The 16,018-nt window shown below is 51.6% G+C and carries 16 protein-coding genes; 5 read left to right on the forward strand and 11 right to left on the reverse strand.

The features are described 5' to 3' along the window. Positions 1–77: 77 nt before the first annotated feature. The 7 genes from cysC to AC3Y23_RS19830 all read right to left on the reverse strand — a co-directional run bounded on the left by cysC (position 78) and on the right by AC3Y23_RS19830 (position 6,600). Complete coding sequence (gene cysC / locus AC3Y23_RS19800; RefSeq protein ID WP_379202144.1) at positions 78–614, reverse strand: adenylyl-sulfate kinase; 537 nt, start codon at positions 612–614, stop codon at positions 78–80. After that, entirely contained in the window at positions 611–1,477 is an 867-nt protein-coding gene (locus AC3Y23_RS19805; RefSeq protein ID WP_379202147.1) for an STM4011 family radical SAM protein, read from the reverse strand. Before AC3Y23_RS19805 ends, cysC begins: the two co-directional genes overlap by 4 nt. Beyond that, the gene (locus AC3Y23_RS19810; RefSeq protein WP_379202149.1) at positions 1,474–2,859 is read right to left on the reverse strand and encodes an STM4012 family radical SAM protein; all 1,386 of its coding nucleotides are present in this window, start codon (positions 2,857–2,859) and stop codon (positions 1,474–1,476) included. Before AC3Y23_RS19810 ends, AC3Y23_RS19805 begins: the two co-directional genes overlap by 4 nt. 35 nt (positions 2,860–2,894) lie before the next feature. After that, positions 2,895–3,680, reverse strand: coding sequence for an STM4013/SEN3800 family hydrolase (locus AC3Y23_RS19815; RefSeq protein ID WP_379202151.1), 786 nt, complete (start codon positions 3,678–3,680; stop codon positions 2,895–2,897). Continuing rightward, on the reverse strand, positions 3,677–5,134 hold the full coding sequence (locus AC3Y23_RS19820) for an STM4014 family protein (RefSeq protein ID WP_379202153.1): 1,458 nt from the start codon (positions 5,132–5,134) through the stop codon (positions 3,677–3,679). The genes AC3Y23_RS19815 and AC3Y23_RS19820 overlap by 4 nt, the downstream gene beginning before the upstream one ends. Further along, entirely contained in the window at positions 5,070–5,915 is an 846-nt protein-coding gene (locus AC3Y23_RS19825; RefSeq protein ID WP_379202155.1) for an STM4015 family protein, read from the reverse strand. Before AC3Y23_RS19825 ends, AC3Y23_RS19820 begins: the two co-directional genes overlap by 65 nt. A gap of 175 nt (positions 5,916–6,090) precedes the next feature. Then, positions 6,091–6,600, reverse strand: a complete 510-nt coding sequence (locus tag AC3Y23_RS19830; RefSeq protein WP_379202157.1) for a GNAT family N-acetyltransferase — start codon at positions 6,598–6,600, stop codon at positions 6,091–6,093. A gap of 291 nt (positions 6,601–6,891) precedes the next feature. Here AC3Y23_RS19830 and AC3Y23_RS19835 point away from each other — a divergent pair, with 291 nt between their 5' ends. After that, positions 6,892–7,584 carry a copper homeostasis protein CutC gene (locus tag AC3Y23_RS19835; protein WP_379202425.1) on the forward strand — a complete coding sequence of 231 codons (693 nt, stop codon included), beginning with the start codon at positions 6,892–6,894 and terminating at the stop codon, positions 7,582–7,584. Here the strand turns inward: AC3Y23_RS19835 and AC3Y23_RS19840 are convergent. Together AC3Y23_RS19840 and AC3Y23_RS19845 are read right to left on the reverse strand one after the other, a co-directional pair. Beyond that, positions 7,573–9,270, reverse strand: coding sequence for a helix-turn-helix domain-containing protein (locus AC3Y23_RS19840; protein ID WP_379202159.1), 1,698 nt, complete (start codon positions 9,268–9,270; stop codon positions 7,573–7,575). The two genes, AC3Y23_RS19835 and AC3Y23_RS19840, sit on opposite strands and share 12 nt — an antisense overlap. Before the next feature lie 123 nt (positions 9,271–9,393). Further along, positions 9,394–10,413 carry an ABC transporter substrate-binding protein gene (locus AC3Y23_RS19845; protein ID WP_379202161.1) on the reverse strand — a complete coding sequence of 340 codons (1,020 nt, stop codon included), beginning with the start codon at positions 10,411–10,413 and terminating at the stop codon, positions 9,394–9,396. 255 nt (positions 10,414–10,668) lie between these two features. On the opposite strand from AC3Y23_RS19845, the gene AC3Y23_RS19850 reads away from it, so the two are divergent. Both AC3Y23_RS19850 and AC3Y23_RS19855 read left to right on the forward strand, forming a co-directional pair. Beyond that, complete coding sequence (locus AC3Y23_RS19850) at positions 10,669–11,724, forward strand: SPFH domain-containing protein (RefSeq protein WP_379202163.1); 1,056 nt, start codon at positions 10,669–10,671, stop codon at positions 11,722–11,724. After that, the gene (locus AC3Y23_RS19855) at positions 11,721–12,716 is read left to right on the forward strand and encodes a diacylglycerol kinase catalytic domain-containing protein (RefSeq protein ID WP_379202166.1); all 996 of its coding nucleotides are present in this window, start codon (positions 11,721–11,723) and stop codon (positions 12,714–12,716) included. Before AC3Y23_RS19850 ends, AC3Y23_RS19855 begins: the two co-directional genes overlap by 4 nt. A gap of 85 nt (positions 12,717–12,801) precedes the next feature. Here AC3Y23_RS19855 and AC3Y23_RS19860 read toward each other — a convergent pair whose 3' ends face one another. After that, positions 12,802–13,314 carry a hypothetical protein gene (locus tag AC3Y23_RS19860; RefSeq protein ID WP_379202168.1) on the reverse strand — a complete coding sequence of 171 codons (513 nt, stop codon included), beginning with the start codon at positions 13,312–13,314 and terminating at the stop codon, positions 12,802–12,804. A gap of 280 nt (positions 13,315–13,594) precedes the next feature. Here AC3Y23_RS19860 and AC3Y23_RS19865 point away from each other — a divergent pair, with 280 nt between their 5' ends. Both AC3Y23_RS19865 and AC3Y23_RS19870 read left to right on the forward strand, forming a co-directional pair. Continuing rightward, positions 13,595–14,503, forward strand: coding sequence for a L,D-transpeptidase family protein (locus AC3Y23_RS19865; protein ID WP_379202170.1), 909 nt, complete (start codon positions 13,595–13,597; stop codon positions 14,501–14,503). 50 nt (positions 14,504–14,553) lie between these two features. Next, a complete protein-coding gene (locus AC3Y23_RS19870; protein ID WP_379202172.1) occupies positions 14,554–14,994 on the forward strand; it encodes an acetyltransferase in 441 nt (146 codons plus the stop codon). Between the two features lie 90 nt (positions 14,995–15,084). On the opposite strand, the gene AC3Y23_RS19875 is transcribed toward AC3Y23_RS19870, so the two are convergent. Beyond that, complete coding sequence (locus AC3Y23_RS19875) at positions 15,085–15,564, reverse strand: GNAT family N-acetyltransferase (RefSeq protein WP_379202427.1); 480 nt, start codon at positions 15,562–15,564, stop codon at positions 15,085–15,087. Positions 15,565–16,018: the final 454 nt, after the last annotated feature.

Here is a 16,018-nt window from a genome sequence, read left to right on the forward strand (position 1 = left end):
TCTATTTCCACATGCAGCAAAGAAACCCTGTCCGAAAAATTCGGCAGGGTTCCAATATCGCAAATTTAACGCAGGCATTACATTCCCTTGTTGTTTTTCAGCCATTTCAGCAGAGTAGCCACACTTTCTTCGGGGGATTGCTCTGCCGTGTGCAAGGTTAGCTCCGGATGTTCCGGGACCTCATAGGGATCAGTGATGCCTGTGAACAAGGGGATATCGCCACGGCGCGCCTTGGCGTATAGTCCCTTGACATCCCGTTCCTCGCATACCTGTAAAGGACAGTCTACATAGATCTCGGCGAAGCCTGACAGGGTCTGCCGGGCGTATTCCCGCATCTCGCGGTAAGGGCTGATCACAGATACGATTGTGATTACGCCATGACGGTTAAGCAGTCCTGCAAGATAGGCGGCGCGGCGGATATTCTCGAATCGATCTTCGCGGCTGAAGCCCAGACCCTTGCAGACATGCTGCCGGAGGTCATCGCCATCCAGCCATTCTACAGGTCGACCCAGTTCTGCTAAAGCTGCTGTCAGTCCGGAGGCAATCGTTGATTTGCCAGCGCCGGACAAGCCAGTCAGCCACACCGTAAATCCGGTATTCTTATTCTCATTCATAGTCTCATATCTCCGTAAGGGATTCGCTCCAATAGCCCGGAGCCATAGATTTCCTGCAGCTCCAGATGGGGCATATGGATATAGCCGATATAGCAGTCGCAAACGTTCATTCGGCAAGCCCGCTTGGCCGAGAGACCTTCCAGTCCGTCCCGGTACAGGTTGCCGATTACACCCCGGTCTTTGTAGCAGCGTTTCACCAGCCCGGCTCCCTGAACGTAGAAGACGGTGCTGCCAGCGCTGCAGAATTTACCGAGGCTTTCATAATCTGTTGCATTAATTTCGAAGTGTGGATCTAGCGATCGCAAATAGGCTAGGTCTTCCACCGTGTAATAATTCGGGCGATCTTTGTAGGCATTGATCCACAGGTATACATCCTCAGGCAGTGAGGTGCGAAGCGAAGCTATAGCGGCAAAGGCGCTGCGGACGCCCACGCTTCCCACACTGAACGGAATCCCGCTTCGGTACAAGGTCATGCACTGCGCAAGAAAGCGCTCCTCCTCTACCTGTCCGGGATGGTAGGTCGCCCAGAACGCAACTTTGGCCGGATCCAGCGCGGCGGTGAAATCCAGTCTGGCTGACAGGTTGGTCTGAATCGCCACTTTATCGACATGTTCCATGCCCGCAAGGGTTGTGATGGCGTCCTTATACCAGCGGTGAGTCAGGCCTTCTCCGTACGGGTTGAAGAAGATGGAAAGCCGGTGACCGGCCGCTCCCTGATCGCCCACCCATTGTACGAACCGTTCGACGCCCTCGCGGTCTTTGGCGAGTGTAGCGGCGCTATCTCGTGTTTTGCCGAAGGGGCAGTAAGGGCAGTCATAGTTACAGGAGGTGAGGGTCCCGCGGTAATAGAGCACTGCCTTCATGGGAGGACGAACCTTTCCATACGCTCCCGAATACTGGATGAAATAAACCAGTCGCCGATAGAGTCGGAGTAGCCAAGGGCTTCACCGGTCAGGCGCAGCACATCGTTCTCTACGAGGCCGAAGCCGGAGTCGGTAAGCAGGGCTAGCTCAGGAAAGTCACTCCACAACAGGGTGCCGAAACGTTCTGCATAATGGGACAGCTTCAATCCCTCGCTATGCAGGATGGCTTTCAGGATAAAGCGGCGCTTCTGTTCCTCCGGCTCCAGCACAATCCCGTAATCGGCGGTATCATAACGCTCTGCCGCCACATAATCGGCAATGATGCTCTCCGTAGCCTTGCGGCTGACCCCGTAACGGGAGGCATAGTGTACGCCCCGGGTATAGGAGCGCGCTCCGCAGCCCAGTCCCACCATCCCTTCCTCCTGGCAGCTGTAGTCAATGAGCGGCTTGTGGCTTCCGGCTGTCTCCTTGGCGAAGCGGCGCATGGAATACTGGCGGTACCCATGACGCTCAAGCAATTCCCGGGCGGCGTTATAGCACTGAAGTCGGATATCCTCCTGCCGCTCCAGATCGCCGGGCTTCACAATCGTATGCTCGCGGGTGTAGAGGGGGTAGATGAAGATCTCACCTGGATTATAAGACAGGGCTTGGTTCAGCGAATACAGCCAAGTCTCTACCGTCTGACCTGGAAGTCCATAGATCAGATCGAGATTCAGAATTGGAAAATCATATTGTCCCAGTAGTTCCAACGCCCGATAGACCACATCAGGGTCCTGCGGCCGGTAAATCGCTGCTGACTCTGACGCGACGAAGCTTTGAATGCCCATGCTGACCCGGTCTACGGTTGCTTCTTTCAGAATCTCCAGTTTTTCTACGGTAAGGGTCTCTGGCGAAGTTTCTACCGAGATCGAGACCTTGTCTGTTGCGAGCCCCATGACGTCCGTAGCAATGCCGAACAGGCGACGGAGCTGATCCGGGGCCAGCAAGGTTGGGGTGCCGCCGCCAATCGCAAACCGGGCATACGGTTTATGGGCGGTGAACGTTGCCCACTGCCGGGCTTGTCGCTCCAGAGCATCCACATAGCGGGCGTGCACATCGGCCCGCTTGTCGGGTAATGTGAACAGATTGCAGAACCCGCAGCGGGCACCGCAGAACGGGATATGCATGTACAGAAAGAATGATTCCGCAGGTTCGTCACGCCATAATTCATTCAATGGCAGTGGCGGCTCCAGATCGCGGTAAGCCGTTTTATGCGGATAGGAATATAGATACGAACGATAAGGATTTGCGGCAATGCCGCTTTTCCATTGCAGAAGCTCCTCCGAAGAGGGGGACGAGTTAACGTCGCCATGGAGCAACCGGGGATGATACGATGACGCCATAGACTGTTCTCCATCCTTTCGGAATCTGTTTAGTATTATAAAATAAATTCGCGGTATGGAACATTCCATACCGTCTCATGCGCGAGCCGGTGGCCCTGGTAGCCGTCTTCGCCATAGGCTGTACCATGATCGGAGAAGGCCAGGCAGAATACCGGATTACCGCGTTCGCGGAAGCCCTGGAACAAACGGCCGAGTTCTCCATCGACGTAGCGGAGTGCAGCGCGCTGGCTGTCGACAGAGTCTTTTTTGGCTCCAGGCAGGAAATAATGGTTCGGCCCGTGGATCGCGGATACGTTCATGAAGAGAAATAACCGCTGTGACCGATCTACTGTGTCCATAATTTTAAGGGCATGATTCACCTGATGCTCCGTGGAGCGTGGGTTGGTCACACCGAAGTTCATGCGCCAGTAGCTTTGTTGAAAATAGCCGGGAAGCACCCGGGCGAGCGGGTTCTTCTTGGTGAAAAAAATAACGCCCCCGATGCAAACCGTGCGGTACCCCTCAGCGGCCAGTCCGGAGACGATATCCGGTGTATCGAACAGCCAGGTGTGGGGATGGGTCTTCATCCCGGTGTTCTTGGAATGGAACATACGGATATGTTCCGATTTGTCCGTTGTTGCAGGTGTTGGCAGGAAGCCGCCGAAAAATGCGTGATGAGCCGCATAAGTAAAGCTTCCCGGCGTATGTCGCTTCTCCCATGACCCGGTTCCGCACAGGTTGGGACAATTCTCTTCCTCCAGAACGGCAACATCATAACGAAGGGTGTCGAGTGTAATCATTAGGATGTCATGGGTGCCAACAATGGTGTTCATATCTATCATGATGATCCGTCCTTTATAAGCGGTGTTTGGAAAAGGGGAAACTGGCCTTTGTCAGCCAGCCTCTTCATTTCCCATTCATAGGTGCCGTAGCCTTGGTACTCCACATCATACAACAGATCGCCAAACGGATTAACGTCTGCAATATACGTGCGCTGCGGGCTGCCTGATACGAGCACATCCATCCCTGCGATCCCGGAGTTAGGAAAAGCAGCAAGTGCCTGCCTAGCAGTCTCTCGTACTTGCTCCAGCATCTCTCCAGATAGTCCGGCTTCTGCTGGCGTCATCCGCTGGCTGCGCAGATGCAGATTCGTGATCGGCGTTGTGCTGCAGCGGGCCACGGCATGGCAGGCCTCTCCGAAGACGACAAGCTGGCGGATATCGAAGGATCGTCCGCCGTGATTAGCCTTGGGCACCCACTGTTCGGCATAGGCACCGTGCCGATAGAGCCAATTGATAATGGCTTCGATGGTCTTCCGGTCGGTATAGCGACGCAGCTTCCCGGAATTATAATAAATCGGAGGACGAGTGATGAAAGACTCTACCCCAACGGTTGTTATCGCCAGCTCGGCCCCTGTGGAAGGGTTCACCTGATAGGCGATTACGCCGGAAGCCGCAGAGCCGCAGGCCAGCTTGATGAACACACGGTGCATTCGCTCTGCGCTCATCTTCTCACGGAGTGTGGCATAGTCCACAGGGGGCTGGGCGCCACCGAGCGGGCGCGGCACAGGAACTCCCGCTGCCGCGAGAATTCGCTGTGTCTCCCGCTTGTCGGTCATGGCGACGATCTCCGCTGGATCATTAAGCCATTCCGCGCCGGTCCAGGCCTCCGCCGCCTCGCGCTTCAACCTTCCCAGCAGCCGGCAGTAGCCGCGGAACCACTGGGAAGGATGGTGCAGCACGCCTGGCATATCCTGTAGCCGGAGTGCTGCTTTGACGCTGAGCGGCAGCGGGCCAAGCAGTCGCCGCTCAGTGCTCTGTGGCAGCGGGCCAAGCGGCCGCCGCTCATCGCTCTGCGGCAGCGAGCCGAGTTGTCGCTGCTCAGTGTTCTGTGGCAGCGAGCCGTGCTGCTGCCGCTCCGTGCCCGGATACAGCACATCGCTGGTATCCGGGGCGTCCGGCGCGCCCAGGGCAATCAGGGCGCGCTCGCTCTCGAAGCTGCCGCCCGGCGAGTCCAGCCGCAGCAGCGGGGAAACGCTGCCCCTGGCAGCAGCGTCAGCCATTCCTGGCTGCTGCTCTGCCAGCAGCTCAGCTATATGCCGGCCCTGAAGCAGTCCGGCATAGGGCAGAATGATGGCAGGCGGGAGGCCAATCCTCTCCCTGGCCTGCCGGATGCCATCTGTCCGCCGGTCGCCAGGATGGCCGATGACGATCAGCGGCTGCATCTCTGCGTTACTCCGTGATGGACGGATAACGCCAGTCCTCGTCATCATCGCTTTGCTGCTGGTCGCTGACATCGACAGGCAGTCCGCTCTGCTGCCAGCGGGCTACCATTTCATTAGACATATAATGATAGCTAAGATTCAGCGCTTTTAATTTCTTGATTTCTTCACTGGCGAGCAGTGCTTCAGCACCGGTATCGCTTAAAGTGCCAAGGGAGAGATCGAGTGTGTCGAGCTGATCCAGAATTGGAGCATCTGCGATCGCTGCTGCGATCTCGTCCTGAATCTCGCTATTTTTCAGCCCTAGATAGTTGAGTTTGGGAAATTTGCCGGGTTCAATCAGTGGGAGAATATCCTCCAGACTGCCGTCAAATCCGTATTCATCTACACCGAGGTACAGCTCCAGCTTGCGTAGATTCGGCAGACTGCTGCCGGCAATTTGCGCAAGAACATCTTTGCCTAGGCCGCCACAGATGATTCTCAGTTCCTCCAGCTTGTCATGCTTCAGATGGCTCAGGCTGAGATCATTCGAGCCTTGAATAGTGAAGGATTGCAGCTCCGGAAAGGCAGTGAGCAGCGGAGACAGATCACTTTGGGTAATCCACGAAATCTCGCATTCCTCAGAGTCCATCTCGCCGATGAACAGCTTACGAAGCAGCGGGAAGCTTGCACTGTGCTGGACCAGGGCTTCTACCACCTCTTCCGAGCTGTTCTCATAGGTCTGTCCCCAGTCGCCAATAATTAGGCTGCTCAGTGCTGCACTTTCAGCGCTCTGACTGAGCTTTTCAATCTCTTCACCAATCCGCTTACCCTCTTCGAATTCGTCGTAGCCAATCGTAAGCTTCACTTCAGTCATGATGTTCCCTCCCGGAAAAAGTTTTACTTCGAAACTACCCTATCATTTGGTGAAAGGGGAGTCAAATGACCAAAGACCCAGCTATGCGGCCTGCGGATCATCCGTTTTATCTTCATGAATAAGCGGCAAGCCCCAATTCCCGGAGCTTGCCGCTTATTCAAAAAGTAATGCTTCGTTATTGCTTTTTGTAGTACAACACAGTGGTGTGCAGTTGTCCATCCCCGGAGCGGGCAAAATACGGGATTCGGCCCGCCTCGATAAAACCGCGCGACTGATAGAGCAGATTGGAAGGATCCCCCTCACGGGTATCCAGTGTCAATAGCTCGCGGCCTTCTGCAGCAGCTGCAGCCTCGGCCGTATCCATGAGCCGCCCGGCGATGCCTTTTCTGCGATGATCCGGATGCACCATTAGTTTAGCGATCTCCGCCCGGTGGAGCGCATTGGCTTTTCTGGCTAGCTGCAACTGAATCGTGCCCGTAATGGCGTCTCCTTCCCAAGCAATCCAGAGCAAGACACCAGGACCCGGAACGCTCCTCCAGTAGTCCAAGGCTTCGGCTTTGTCTAATGGCGGGAGGAAGCCGATGGAGGCTCCGTCATCCACAACACGGATTAGCATTTCACTTAACCCAAGTTCCATTTCCGGAGTTAATGAATCCACTAGTGTAATTACAGGTTCGGTGCTCATGTGCGACCATCCTTTCAATATTACGATGATGAAGTATACCTATTGTTATTATACTTATGTTAACTATATTTACAAATGAAAATCAAAAGTAGAGTTTATGATGTTATATTTATGTAATATATAAACTTTTAAGAAGGTTGTTCACCTAATTAAGTCCTTATTTGTAGGGGAATTGTAAATTTCCTGTGGAACGCAGTACAATGAATGTAGATTAACGTCACTTATAGAGAAATGAATAAAGCCATATAAGAGGTTTTCATCAAGAAGACATGGTTAGGGGGAAGAGTGACTATGCTATTGGAAGTGATTGCGACAACTTTAGGGGATGCTGTGACAGCCGAGCGTCATGGTGCTGACCGCATTGAATTGATTGCAGGCATCGCTGAAGGCGGATTAACGCCAAGTCTTGGCCTAATTGAGCAGGTGCGGGCGGCTGTGAATATCCCGGTCCGGGTGATGATTCGTCCGCATGCCCGCTCTTTTGTATATGATGAATCCGAGCTAAGAGTAATGCGCAGGGATATCCGTCATATATCATCGCTTGGAGGGCTGTCTCTGGTGTTGGGGGTGTTATGTCCGGATGGTACTATTGATGAGCGGGCGCTGGTTTCGCTTCTGGAGGAAGCTCCTGGCGTGCCAGTTACCTTCCACCGGGCGTTTGATGAAGTGGCTGACCAGTTGGAGGCCCTGGAGGTGCTGCTCAGATATCCGCAGATTACGGATATTCTGACATCTGGCGGCCGCCGGACGGCCCCGGAAGGGGCAGAGCGGTTGGCCGTTCTGGAGCGGCTGACCGCCGGGAAGCCACTGCGTATTCTGGCTGGCAGCGGCTTGACTGCAAGTGGCCTAAGCGATTTTGTGCGCGACACGGGCGTGCGTCGCTTGCATTTTGGCTCCGCCGTTCGGAAGAACGGTGACCCGCTGCGCCCTGTGGAAGCGGCGCGGGTCACTGAGATCCGCAGGATTCTCGGGTCATTGAAGTAATCGTCCTACTGGAGCAGGAGTTGGTTCTTGCAACAGCTTGGGGAGCCATGTCAGCAGCCTCTCCCGGGTCAGGGCATCGCCGGCGTTCCACTTAGCCCCGTCCAGCAAGTAGACGAGACCGTTTTGCACAGCCGGCAGGCTTGCCCACTCGGAACTGCGCAGTAGCTCCTCCATGGCCACTCGGGAATCCTCGTGTTCGGGGATGAGCATGAAGATGCGGTCGCCTGTGTAGGCAGCAAGGTCGACGGCTTCAATCTCGCCGAAGCCGAGATCCTGGTCCAGAATCTCTTCTCTGATTCTATCCACAGGCATAAAGCCCCCTAGCGCATAGAGCGCCGGGGCTAAACCGGAGCGTCCCATGGCAAACAGGCGGTTTCCATGGGCGTGAATCAGAACAGACGCCGTTTCACCCGGCATTACTAGTTCTTCAGCATGCAGGCGCTGCCATAAGGCAGCGTTTTTTGTGCTGAAGCTATCCAACCAGGCTGCGGCTTCGCTTTCTTTACCTAGCCAGCTCCCCAGCAGATGAAGCCGCTCCTCCAATGGGGCGAATGTATCGAAGGCCAGCGTCGGCGCAATGGCGGAGATGCGGCTGTACTCTTGATCATTGGCATTAGCTAGAATGATCAGATCGGGACTAAGGGAGTCGGCGGCTTCGGCATCCATTGGAAAGCCAACATTGACCAGCTTTTTCAGCCGGTGCTTGTAGACCCGGTTCCAGGAGAAGGCCTCTTCTCCGCCGATAGGCTTAATGCCCAGCGCCAGTAGATCGCCGATCGTCTCGCCGTGATAAATGATGCGTCTCGGTTTGTCGGGAATTTCTACTTCATGTCCAGTCCAGTCCGTTACCCGGCGGGTTGGGCGATGGGAATGAGCGTACTGACCTGGTGCGATTCCTGTTCTTTGCCGGAAGCGGCGATTGAAATAATACTCATCGGCGTAGCCGACCTGGCGGGCAATTTCTCGCAGCGGTTCACCTGAATGGAGCAGCAAGTGCTTGGAATGGTGAATCCGCAGATCCGTGAGATATTCTAATGGCTTACTGCCAGTGAGATTCTGGAAGATAGGGGTGTACTGCCAGATGGACATGCCGGCAATCTCGGACAGCTGCTTCACTGTAATGTTCTCCATATAGCGATCCTGCAAGTAACGTATCGTACGTTCAACAGATTGGGTAGGGCTTTCAATGTCTTCAGAACGGAAATTGTACTCGAACAAGAACAGTAGCAGTCCCTGAAGTTTAAGATTCTGCTTCATACGACTGATCTCATCGGTATACGTACGTTCTGAGTATAATTCCTCCACAAGCCGGATCAGCTTGGAGAATGGATAGGCGACCAGTTCCCGTCGACCTGTCAGTATCCGGCGGGAATAGGCCATAGGTGGCTTGCTTTCACTGGTATAGATGGATGTGAAGCTAACCTCGTAGTAATAGAGCGTAGTCTCGTTGTCGCAGATATGAAGAGACTCCCCAGGGGAGAGTAGTACGCATGCTTCTGTTCTTAGCATCACAGTCTCGCCGCCTGCATGCAGCTCTCCTGTACCGCTGGTAAAGACGAGCAGAGTATACTGCTTAGCAGGTGGTGGCTGGGAGGATGTACCGGCATTTTGCATTCTTAGCTCAACATCCGACAGTTGAAACAGCAAGGAATGCAGCGGGACGGTAGGGGGTGTGGGGTGAAGCATAGGTAGTATCCTCCTTGGTTCAGTGATAATCATTATCAATTATAACTATTGTATATAAAACAAAGAAGCCGATCAACAGATGTTGATCGGCTTCGAATCATTTGCTGCAGCGGCAACTCCGTTTTACTTTTCGGAAATCAGGTTCGGAATCTGCTGGAGGAGCCATTCTCTGGTGGAAGCGTCAGCAGATGTTTGCTCGATATCCTGGAAGTATACATGTCCGTTTTGGACAGCAGGAAGGTTCTTCCACAGCTGGCTGTTAATCAGTTGTTCCGTGGATTTTTTGGCTTCGTCCGCTACCGGATTCAGGATGAAGATACGATCACCAGCGTATTCCTTAAGCAGCTCCATGGATATTTCCTCGAAGCCTTTCTTCTCATCCAGCACCTTCTGGATTAATGGAGTCGGCTTAAAGCCATTCTCTTCATACAACACTTGTGAAAGTCCTGTAGTAGCCATAACGAACAGACGGTCGCCGGGATAATATGTGAAGACCGATGCGGTCTCACCTGGCTTCATCCCGGAAGCCTTAAGCTGTTCCCACATCGCAGCTTCCTTAACCTTGTACTGGGCGACCCAGGCTTCGGCTTCCTTCGTTTTGCCCAGGATTGTTCCGAGCTCCAGCATCCGTTCCTTCAGCGGTGCAAAGGTATCGAAGATGACGGTAGGGGCGATTTTGGACAACGCTTCAAAATCTGCTTCATCCGTAACGGAGTAAATGATCAAGTCGGGCTGCAGATCAAGTGTCTTCTCCAAGCTGATGGGTAAGCCAACATCCTCTACGCCTTGAACCTTATCCTCATAAATTTGGTTCTCATACAATACTTTGGCCGCGCCAATGGCTTGTACACCCAGAGTCAGCAGGTCGCCGTAAGTCTCCCCGAAGAAGACAATTTTCTGCGGGTGATCTGGAATTTCTACCGTATGCCCTCTGTAATCTGTATACGAATGGGTACCGCTAGCTTTAGTGTCAGTATCAGTAGCAGCCTCCGGTGATGAAGCTGGTGTTGTTGCAGTAGTGTTGGTGCTGTTTCCTTTATTATTGCTGGCTTGTGGTTCGTTCTTACTGCTGCAGGCCAACAGCAGCGTGCCCATTAGTACGATCATGCATAATACGGCTATGGATTGCCTAACTGACTTCATTATATTTTTTCCCCCCATATAGATATAAGACCATCACCAATAATGATAATCATTCTCGATAAAAATCATCATAAAGGAATGTGCTTCATGACTCAATGGACAAACCTAAAGCGGACAATTGATTTTGTGCAAAAACAGTGAACATGAACAACGTAAAAATGTTAATAACATATTGATAATAACAAAAGCGCGTGATAATATAATGTTAATAACAAATAATTAATAACAAAATATTTATAACAGGAGGTTTTGTCTATGTTCGGATTCAAATTTGTGAAATTCCAACCCAGTGAATATGTGTTGAAGGTGAAGAACGGCAAAGTCGTCCGAGAAGGAATCGGCCTTTCTTTTCACTATTACGCTCCAACTACCTCAGTTATTGTAGTGCCGGTATCGTCGATAGATGTTCCATTCATGTTCGAGGAAATTACGCATGATTACCAGACCGTAACGGTTCAGGGACAGCTAACCTACCGGATCGTGGACTACAGCAAGACTACACAGATACTCAACTACACCTATAATCTGAAAAAAAATACGTACCTCTCTGACGACCCCGGCAAACTAGCCCAGCGGGTCATCAACATCGCCAAGGTCTTGACGAAGAAGCAGATGGAGCAGCTTCCGCTTAAGGAAGCGATCCAGTCGAGTGAACTTATGGCCCGCAGCATTACACAGGAAATCGCCAGAAATGAAGAGATTGAGAAGTTAGGTATTGAGCTGATGGGGTTGTCGATTCTGGCCATCGTACCGAACAAGGAGACACTGCGGGCGCTGGAAGCGCAGGCCAGAGAAGAAATTCTGCGTGACGCCGACAATGCGCTATACGAGCGGCGCAATGCCTCGATTGACCAGGAGCGACGGGTTAAGGAGAATGAGCTAAGCACCGAGATCGCTGTAGAAACGAAGAAGAAGCAGATCCGGGAGACGCAGCTGGATGCTGAACGTGCGGTGAAGCAGAAACAAAATCAGATGAAGGAAGAACAACTTAGCTTTGATACAGCACTGGAAGAGAAGAAGCAGGAACTGATTGAACTGGCCATCGCGAATAAAAAAGCAGAAGCAGACGCTCGTGCCTACGAACTGTCGGCCATCATGAACTCGCTGCAAAATGTGGCGCCGAATGTGCTGCAGGCCTTGACCCAGGTCGGCATGAATCCGGAGAAGCTGATCGCCGTCGCGTTCCAGGATCTGGCCGGCAACGCTGCCAAGATCGGGCAGCTTAATATTACGCCTGATTTGCTGCAAGGACTGATCGCGAAGCCTGATCGCGTCGCTGCGGCGGCGGGCAGAGGGGCGGGCGGCCGATGAGTGGAGCCAGAGCGGAGAACAAGATTGTTCTGGTTAAGCGCAAGACCCGACTGGAGGAATTGGTCGTCCGCTATAATACGATTCAGCAAGCCCAGTTCTATATCGAGCGGCTGGGGGCAGACTTCAGCGACTATGTGTCAGAAGATTTCAATTATCGGGCAGCCGTAGAACAAGCTGTAATGGAGCTTGGTGCACTGGGGCGGGTGCAGGTGCTGGATCGCCAGCATGTCCCGAATTTTATCTTTGGCGAAGCGGATACAGTGGTGGCCGTCGGGCAGGATGGACTAGTCGCCAATATTCTTAAATATTTGAACGGCCAGCCACTGATCGGGGTCAATCCCGACCCGGGCCGCTGGGACGGGGTGCTCCTGCCTTTTACGGTCAAAGATCTGAGATTGATCATTCCCGACGTATTTCGTGGTAAGCGCCAACTGACAGAGATAACCCTAGCCAAGGTGCAGCTTAACGATGGGCAAAGTCTCTATGGCGTCAACGATCTGTTCATTGGCCGGAATACACACGTGTCCGCCCGTTACCAATTGCAGGTTAACGGAAGAACAGAGCAGCAATCTTCCAGCGGAATCATCGTTTCGACTGGACTTGGCTCGACTGGCTGGCTCAAAAGCGTACTGGCCGGAGCTGCCGGTATAACGAAGAAGGCCGCACAGCTGAAGGGAATGCCTTGGTCGGAAGAAACGGATAGCAGTAGAGTAACTTCAGCCTCAGGAACTCAGAAGCTGCCGGAGGTCCGGCTGCCCTGGGATCATGCCAAGCTGTACTTCACAGTAAGAGAGCCTTTTCCCAGCAGAGCTACTTCTGCTGAGCTGGTCTTTGGACAAATTGCCGAGGAGGAGTCGCTACGCATTACTTCGCAGATGCCAGAGAACGGAGTAATCTTCAGTGACGGTGTAGAGAGTGACTTTCTGGAGTTCAACTCGGGCGTGGAGGCAACGATTAGTCTGGCCGAGAAGAGAGGTCGACTGGTTGTATAGTAGAAGGCGAGATAAAGATCGTTTGGTCAGCAGCTGAAAAAAGGCGGACGGAGACCCGTTCGCCCTTTTTTACAACGTATGCTGTTTATTGATAGCTTCTGTTGTTGTTCTGCATGGAATGGTTCTGCATGGAATTACTCTGCATGGAATGGTTCATGCCGGAACCTGCGTTGTACCCGGGAAGACTCGAATAACCTGAGTTGTTCCCCATGCTGCTGCTTGAATGCATCGGGGAATGCTGTGCTGAATGCATAGGTTGCTGCTGGTTAAACGACGGATTGTAGGACGGGTTGAAGGCTGGATTGAAGTTTGGCATTGAAGTGTTGTAATTGCTAGTCTGTGCACTGTTCTCGAGCTGTCTACAGATCTGGGAGATCTGTTGCATTTGCTGGATGGCTGTTTGATGGCCTTGCAGTGTACTTTGAATCATTTGTGCAGCTTTATGTTCACGCTGGGCAATTTCTTCGAGTCTCACTGCATTTTGTTGCTCCTGCTGAAGCAACTGCTGATAGTTTTGGCTCGCTTGTTGCGTTTGGTTCACAAGTTGCTGAATAATTTGCTCACATTGGTTGATTTGGCTGGAAAGATTTGAATTCAAATGGGTAGCCTCCTTGGCGGTTTCGGTTTATAATGCGCTTTTATTATGACTTGCAGGAATTTGGATTATTCTGTAGTCCTATTATTTACCAGTGGCATGGTGATGGAGTGCTGGGTGGTCATGTTATCGTATTTGGTTCGAGAAAGAAACAGTAGATCCAAGTCGTGGACAGGGATAACGAAATAGGTACAGGTAGGGGTGCAACAATTGCGGCTGATTTTCGTATGTAAATAAAAGTGTTTCACCAGGGAACACTCAAAGACTTGTCGGAGGTGCGTACATGAATTTTTGTTTGACGGAAGGCCGGTTGCGGCTTTCCTTGCAGCGGACCCTTGGGCTTATGCTTGTGCTCGGGCTGCTGTTCACAGCCTGCATAGGGGGCGTGGCGGAAGCATCTGCCAGCTCGGATCTGCTGATTGTGAACAAGAAAACCAACAAGCTGGCGTATTTCAGCGGTGGGAAGCTGGAGAAGACTTTCCCGGTAGCTACAGGCAAGACCAAAGCTTTAACCCCGGAAGGCAGCTTCAAGATTGTTGTCAAAATCCAGAACAGACCCTATTATAAAGATAAGATTCCTGGAGGAGATCCTTCAAATCCGCTGGGTGATCGCTGGCTAGGGCTGGAAGTGAACGGGACGAAAGGCACTACTTATGCGATTCATGGCAATAATAACGAATCATCTATCGGAAAATACGTAAGCGCCGGATGCATCCGCATGCATAATGAAGATATTCGCTGGTTGTATCCACGGATCTCCAAGAATACGACGGTTGTTATTATTTCAACTTCTGCCGATATGGAGAGCATTGCGGTCAATCATGGATACGCTGTGGGGAAAAGCATTGTTCCCGGAACATTCATCGTGGGCGGGGTTTCCACGAAATTGCAAGAACCGTTTGTTGTTGAACAATCCCGGGTCTACGTTCCGTTAAAAGAATTGGTGACTCTGAGCGGAGGGACTATGAATCGTAACGCCGGAACGGGTGAGCTGACTATAGCGATCGGGAACCGCTCGGTAACTCATAAACCATTGTCTGATAGGGCTGTAGTTAATGGTACGACTGTTACCATACTTCCCTCCCGGAATGTGAATGACCGTCTGTTGATTCCATTAAGTAGCGTGCCTGCACTGTTTGGGATAGATGTGAAATGGAACCCGCAACAGCAGTCGGTAACGCTATTGAAATAATAACGAACTCATTTTTTATTATAAATTTACTACTTTGAAAGCAGGATCAATTGACGATGAAGATTATTCCTTATGAAGCACAAGCACATGAACAACTGGTGGAAATTTGGCTGCAGGCCGTCCGCGCCACACACCATTTTTTGACAGAGGAGGACATTCAGTTCTTCCATGGGATGGTGCGTGATGAAGCGTTAACTAGCGTGGAAGTGTGGATGGCAGTAGACGAGGCGGGGCAACCGACAGGCTTTATCGGTCTGGATGGAGCCAAGGTGGAGATGCTGTTCGTGGACCCTAAGGTTCATGGTCAGGGGATTGGCAAGGGATTGTTAAATCAGGCGATCAGCCTGAAGGGTGACAAGCTTGAGGTAGACGTTAATGAGCAGAATCCCGGTGCCTGTGCCTTTTACATTAAATTCGGATTTGTGCAGCAGGGACGTTCAGAGCTGGATCCTTCCGGTAAACCGTTCCCGATTCTCCATTTGAGCCTGTAAAGTACTGACCATACGTTTTATAAAACAAAAAGCCGGGAGCCTTCGTTTACACGAGGACTTGCCGGCTTTTTTTGGCTTCTTTGACGCATATTACACAATTGGCAGGACCTTATATACATGTTTATACACGGTGTCCTTGAAGTGATTAAATTCATCTTCATCTATAGGACGGCCATGACTCATAATCTTCAAAGGTAGGTCATCCTGACCCTCTCGGAGTGGTGGCTGCATATAGTCATACGTATTTAGACAAAAGCCCAAACGTTCATAAAAACCGATTCTTCTACGGGACCATTCATCTGCAGGTGGTTCTACCTCCAGCAGAACTGGTGTTTCCGACTCTGCGATGTAGGCGCGCATGAGCTTGTCCCCTGCACCTTTGCCCCGAGCAGCCGGATCGACGGCAATATGCTCCACAAAGCGGAATTCGGGAAATTCCCACACAGCCATAAAGGCTATAACGTTCCCCTCGTCGTTCTTGTCTGTAATGAGGCGGTAACGTGGATGATTCAGTAGCGCCTCCTGTGCTTCACGCGTTCTGAATTCTGAGATGGGAAATGAAGCCTCCATAATGGTAAAGACCTCTTGGAATGAATGCTGCAAACTACTCAAATTCTCACTCTCCTATGTCTAAGCTGGTTATGAATTCGCAAAATCTTATAGGATTCCATTGTTTTTTGCTCCAGCTGCTGTTATCTAAAAAGCTTAATCCATATATAAGCAATATTAATCCTATGGTACCCATACACACTAGAGGGAGTCAAGAATCGAACGGGATAAGCCTATTTGGAACAGTAACCTGTAAGGAGTGATCGCTTTGAACAAAAGTGACCTTCTTACGGGTTATTTGCTTTTGATTAGGTCAACTTGCTTTTGCTATGAAAATAATCATAAATATTCGCGTTTATAGGTCGAATTCGTGAAGGAATTCCAGTTTTTTTGTCGAAATATAGGATTGATTTAACAAAGTCTAGTTTGTTTTGATTTTCATTCAAGAGAGGAAGGAGTAAACGGCTTCTTTACT

Source organism: Paenibacillus sp. MAHUQ-45 (assembly GCF_058133325.1).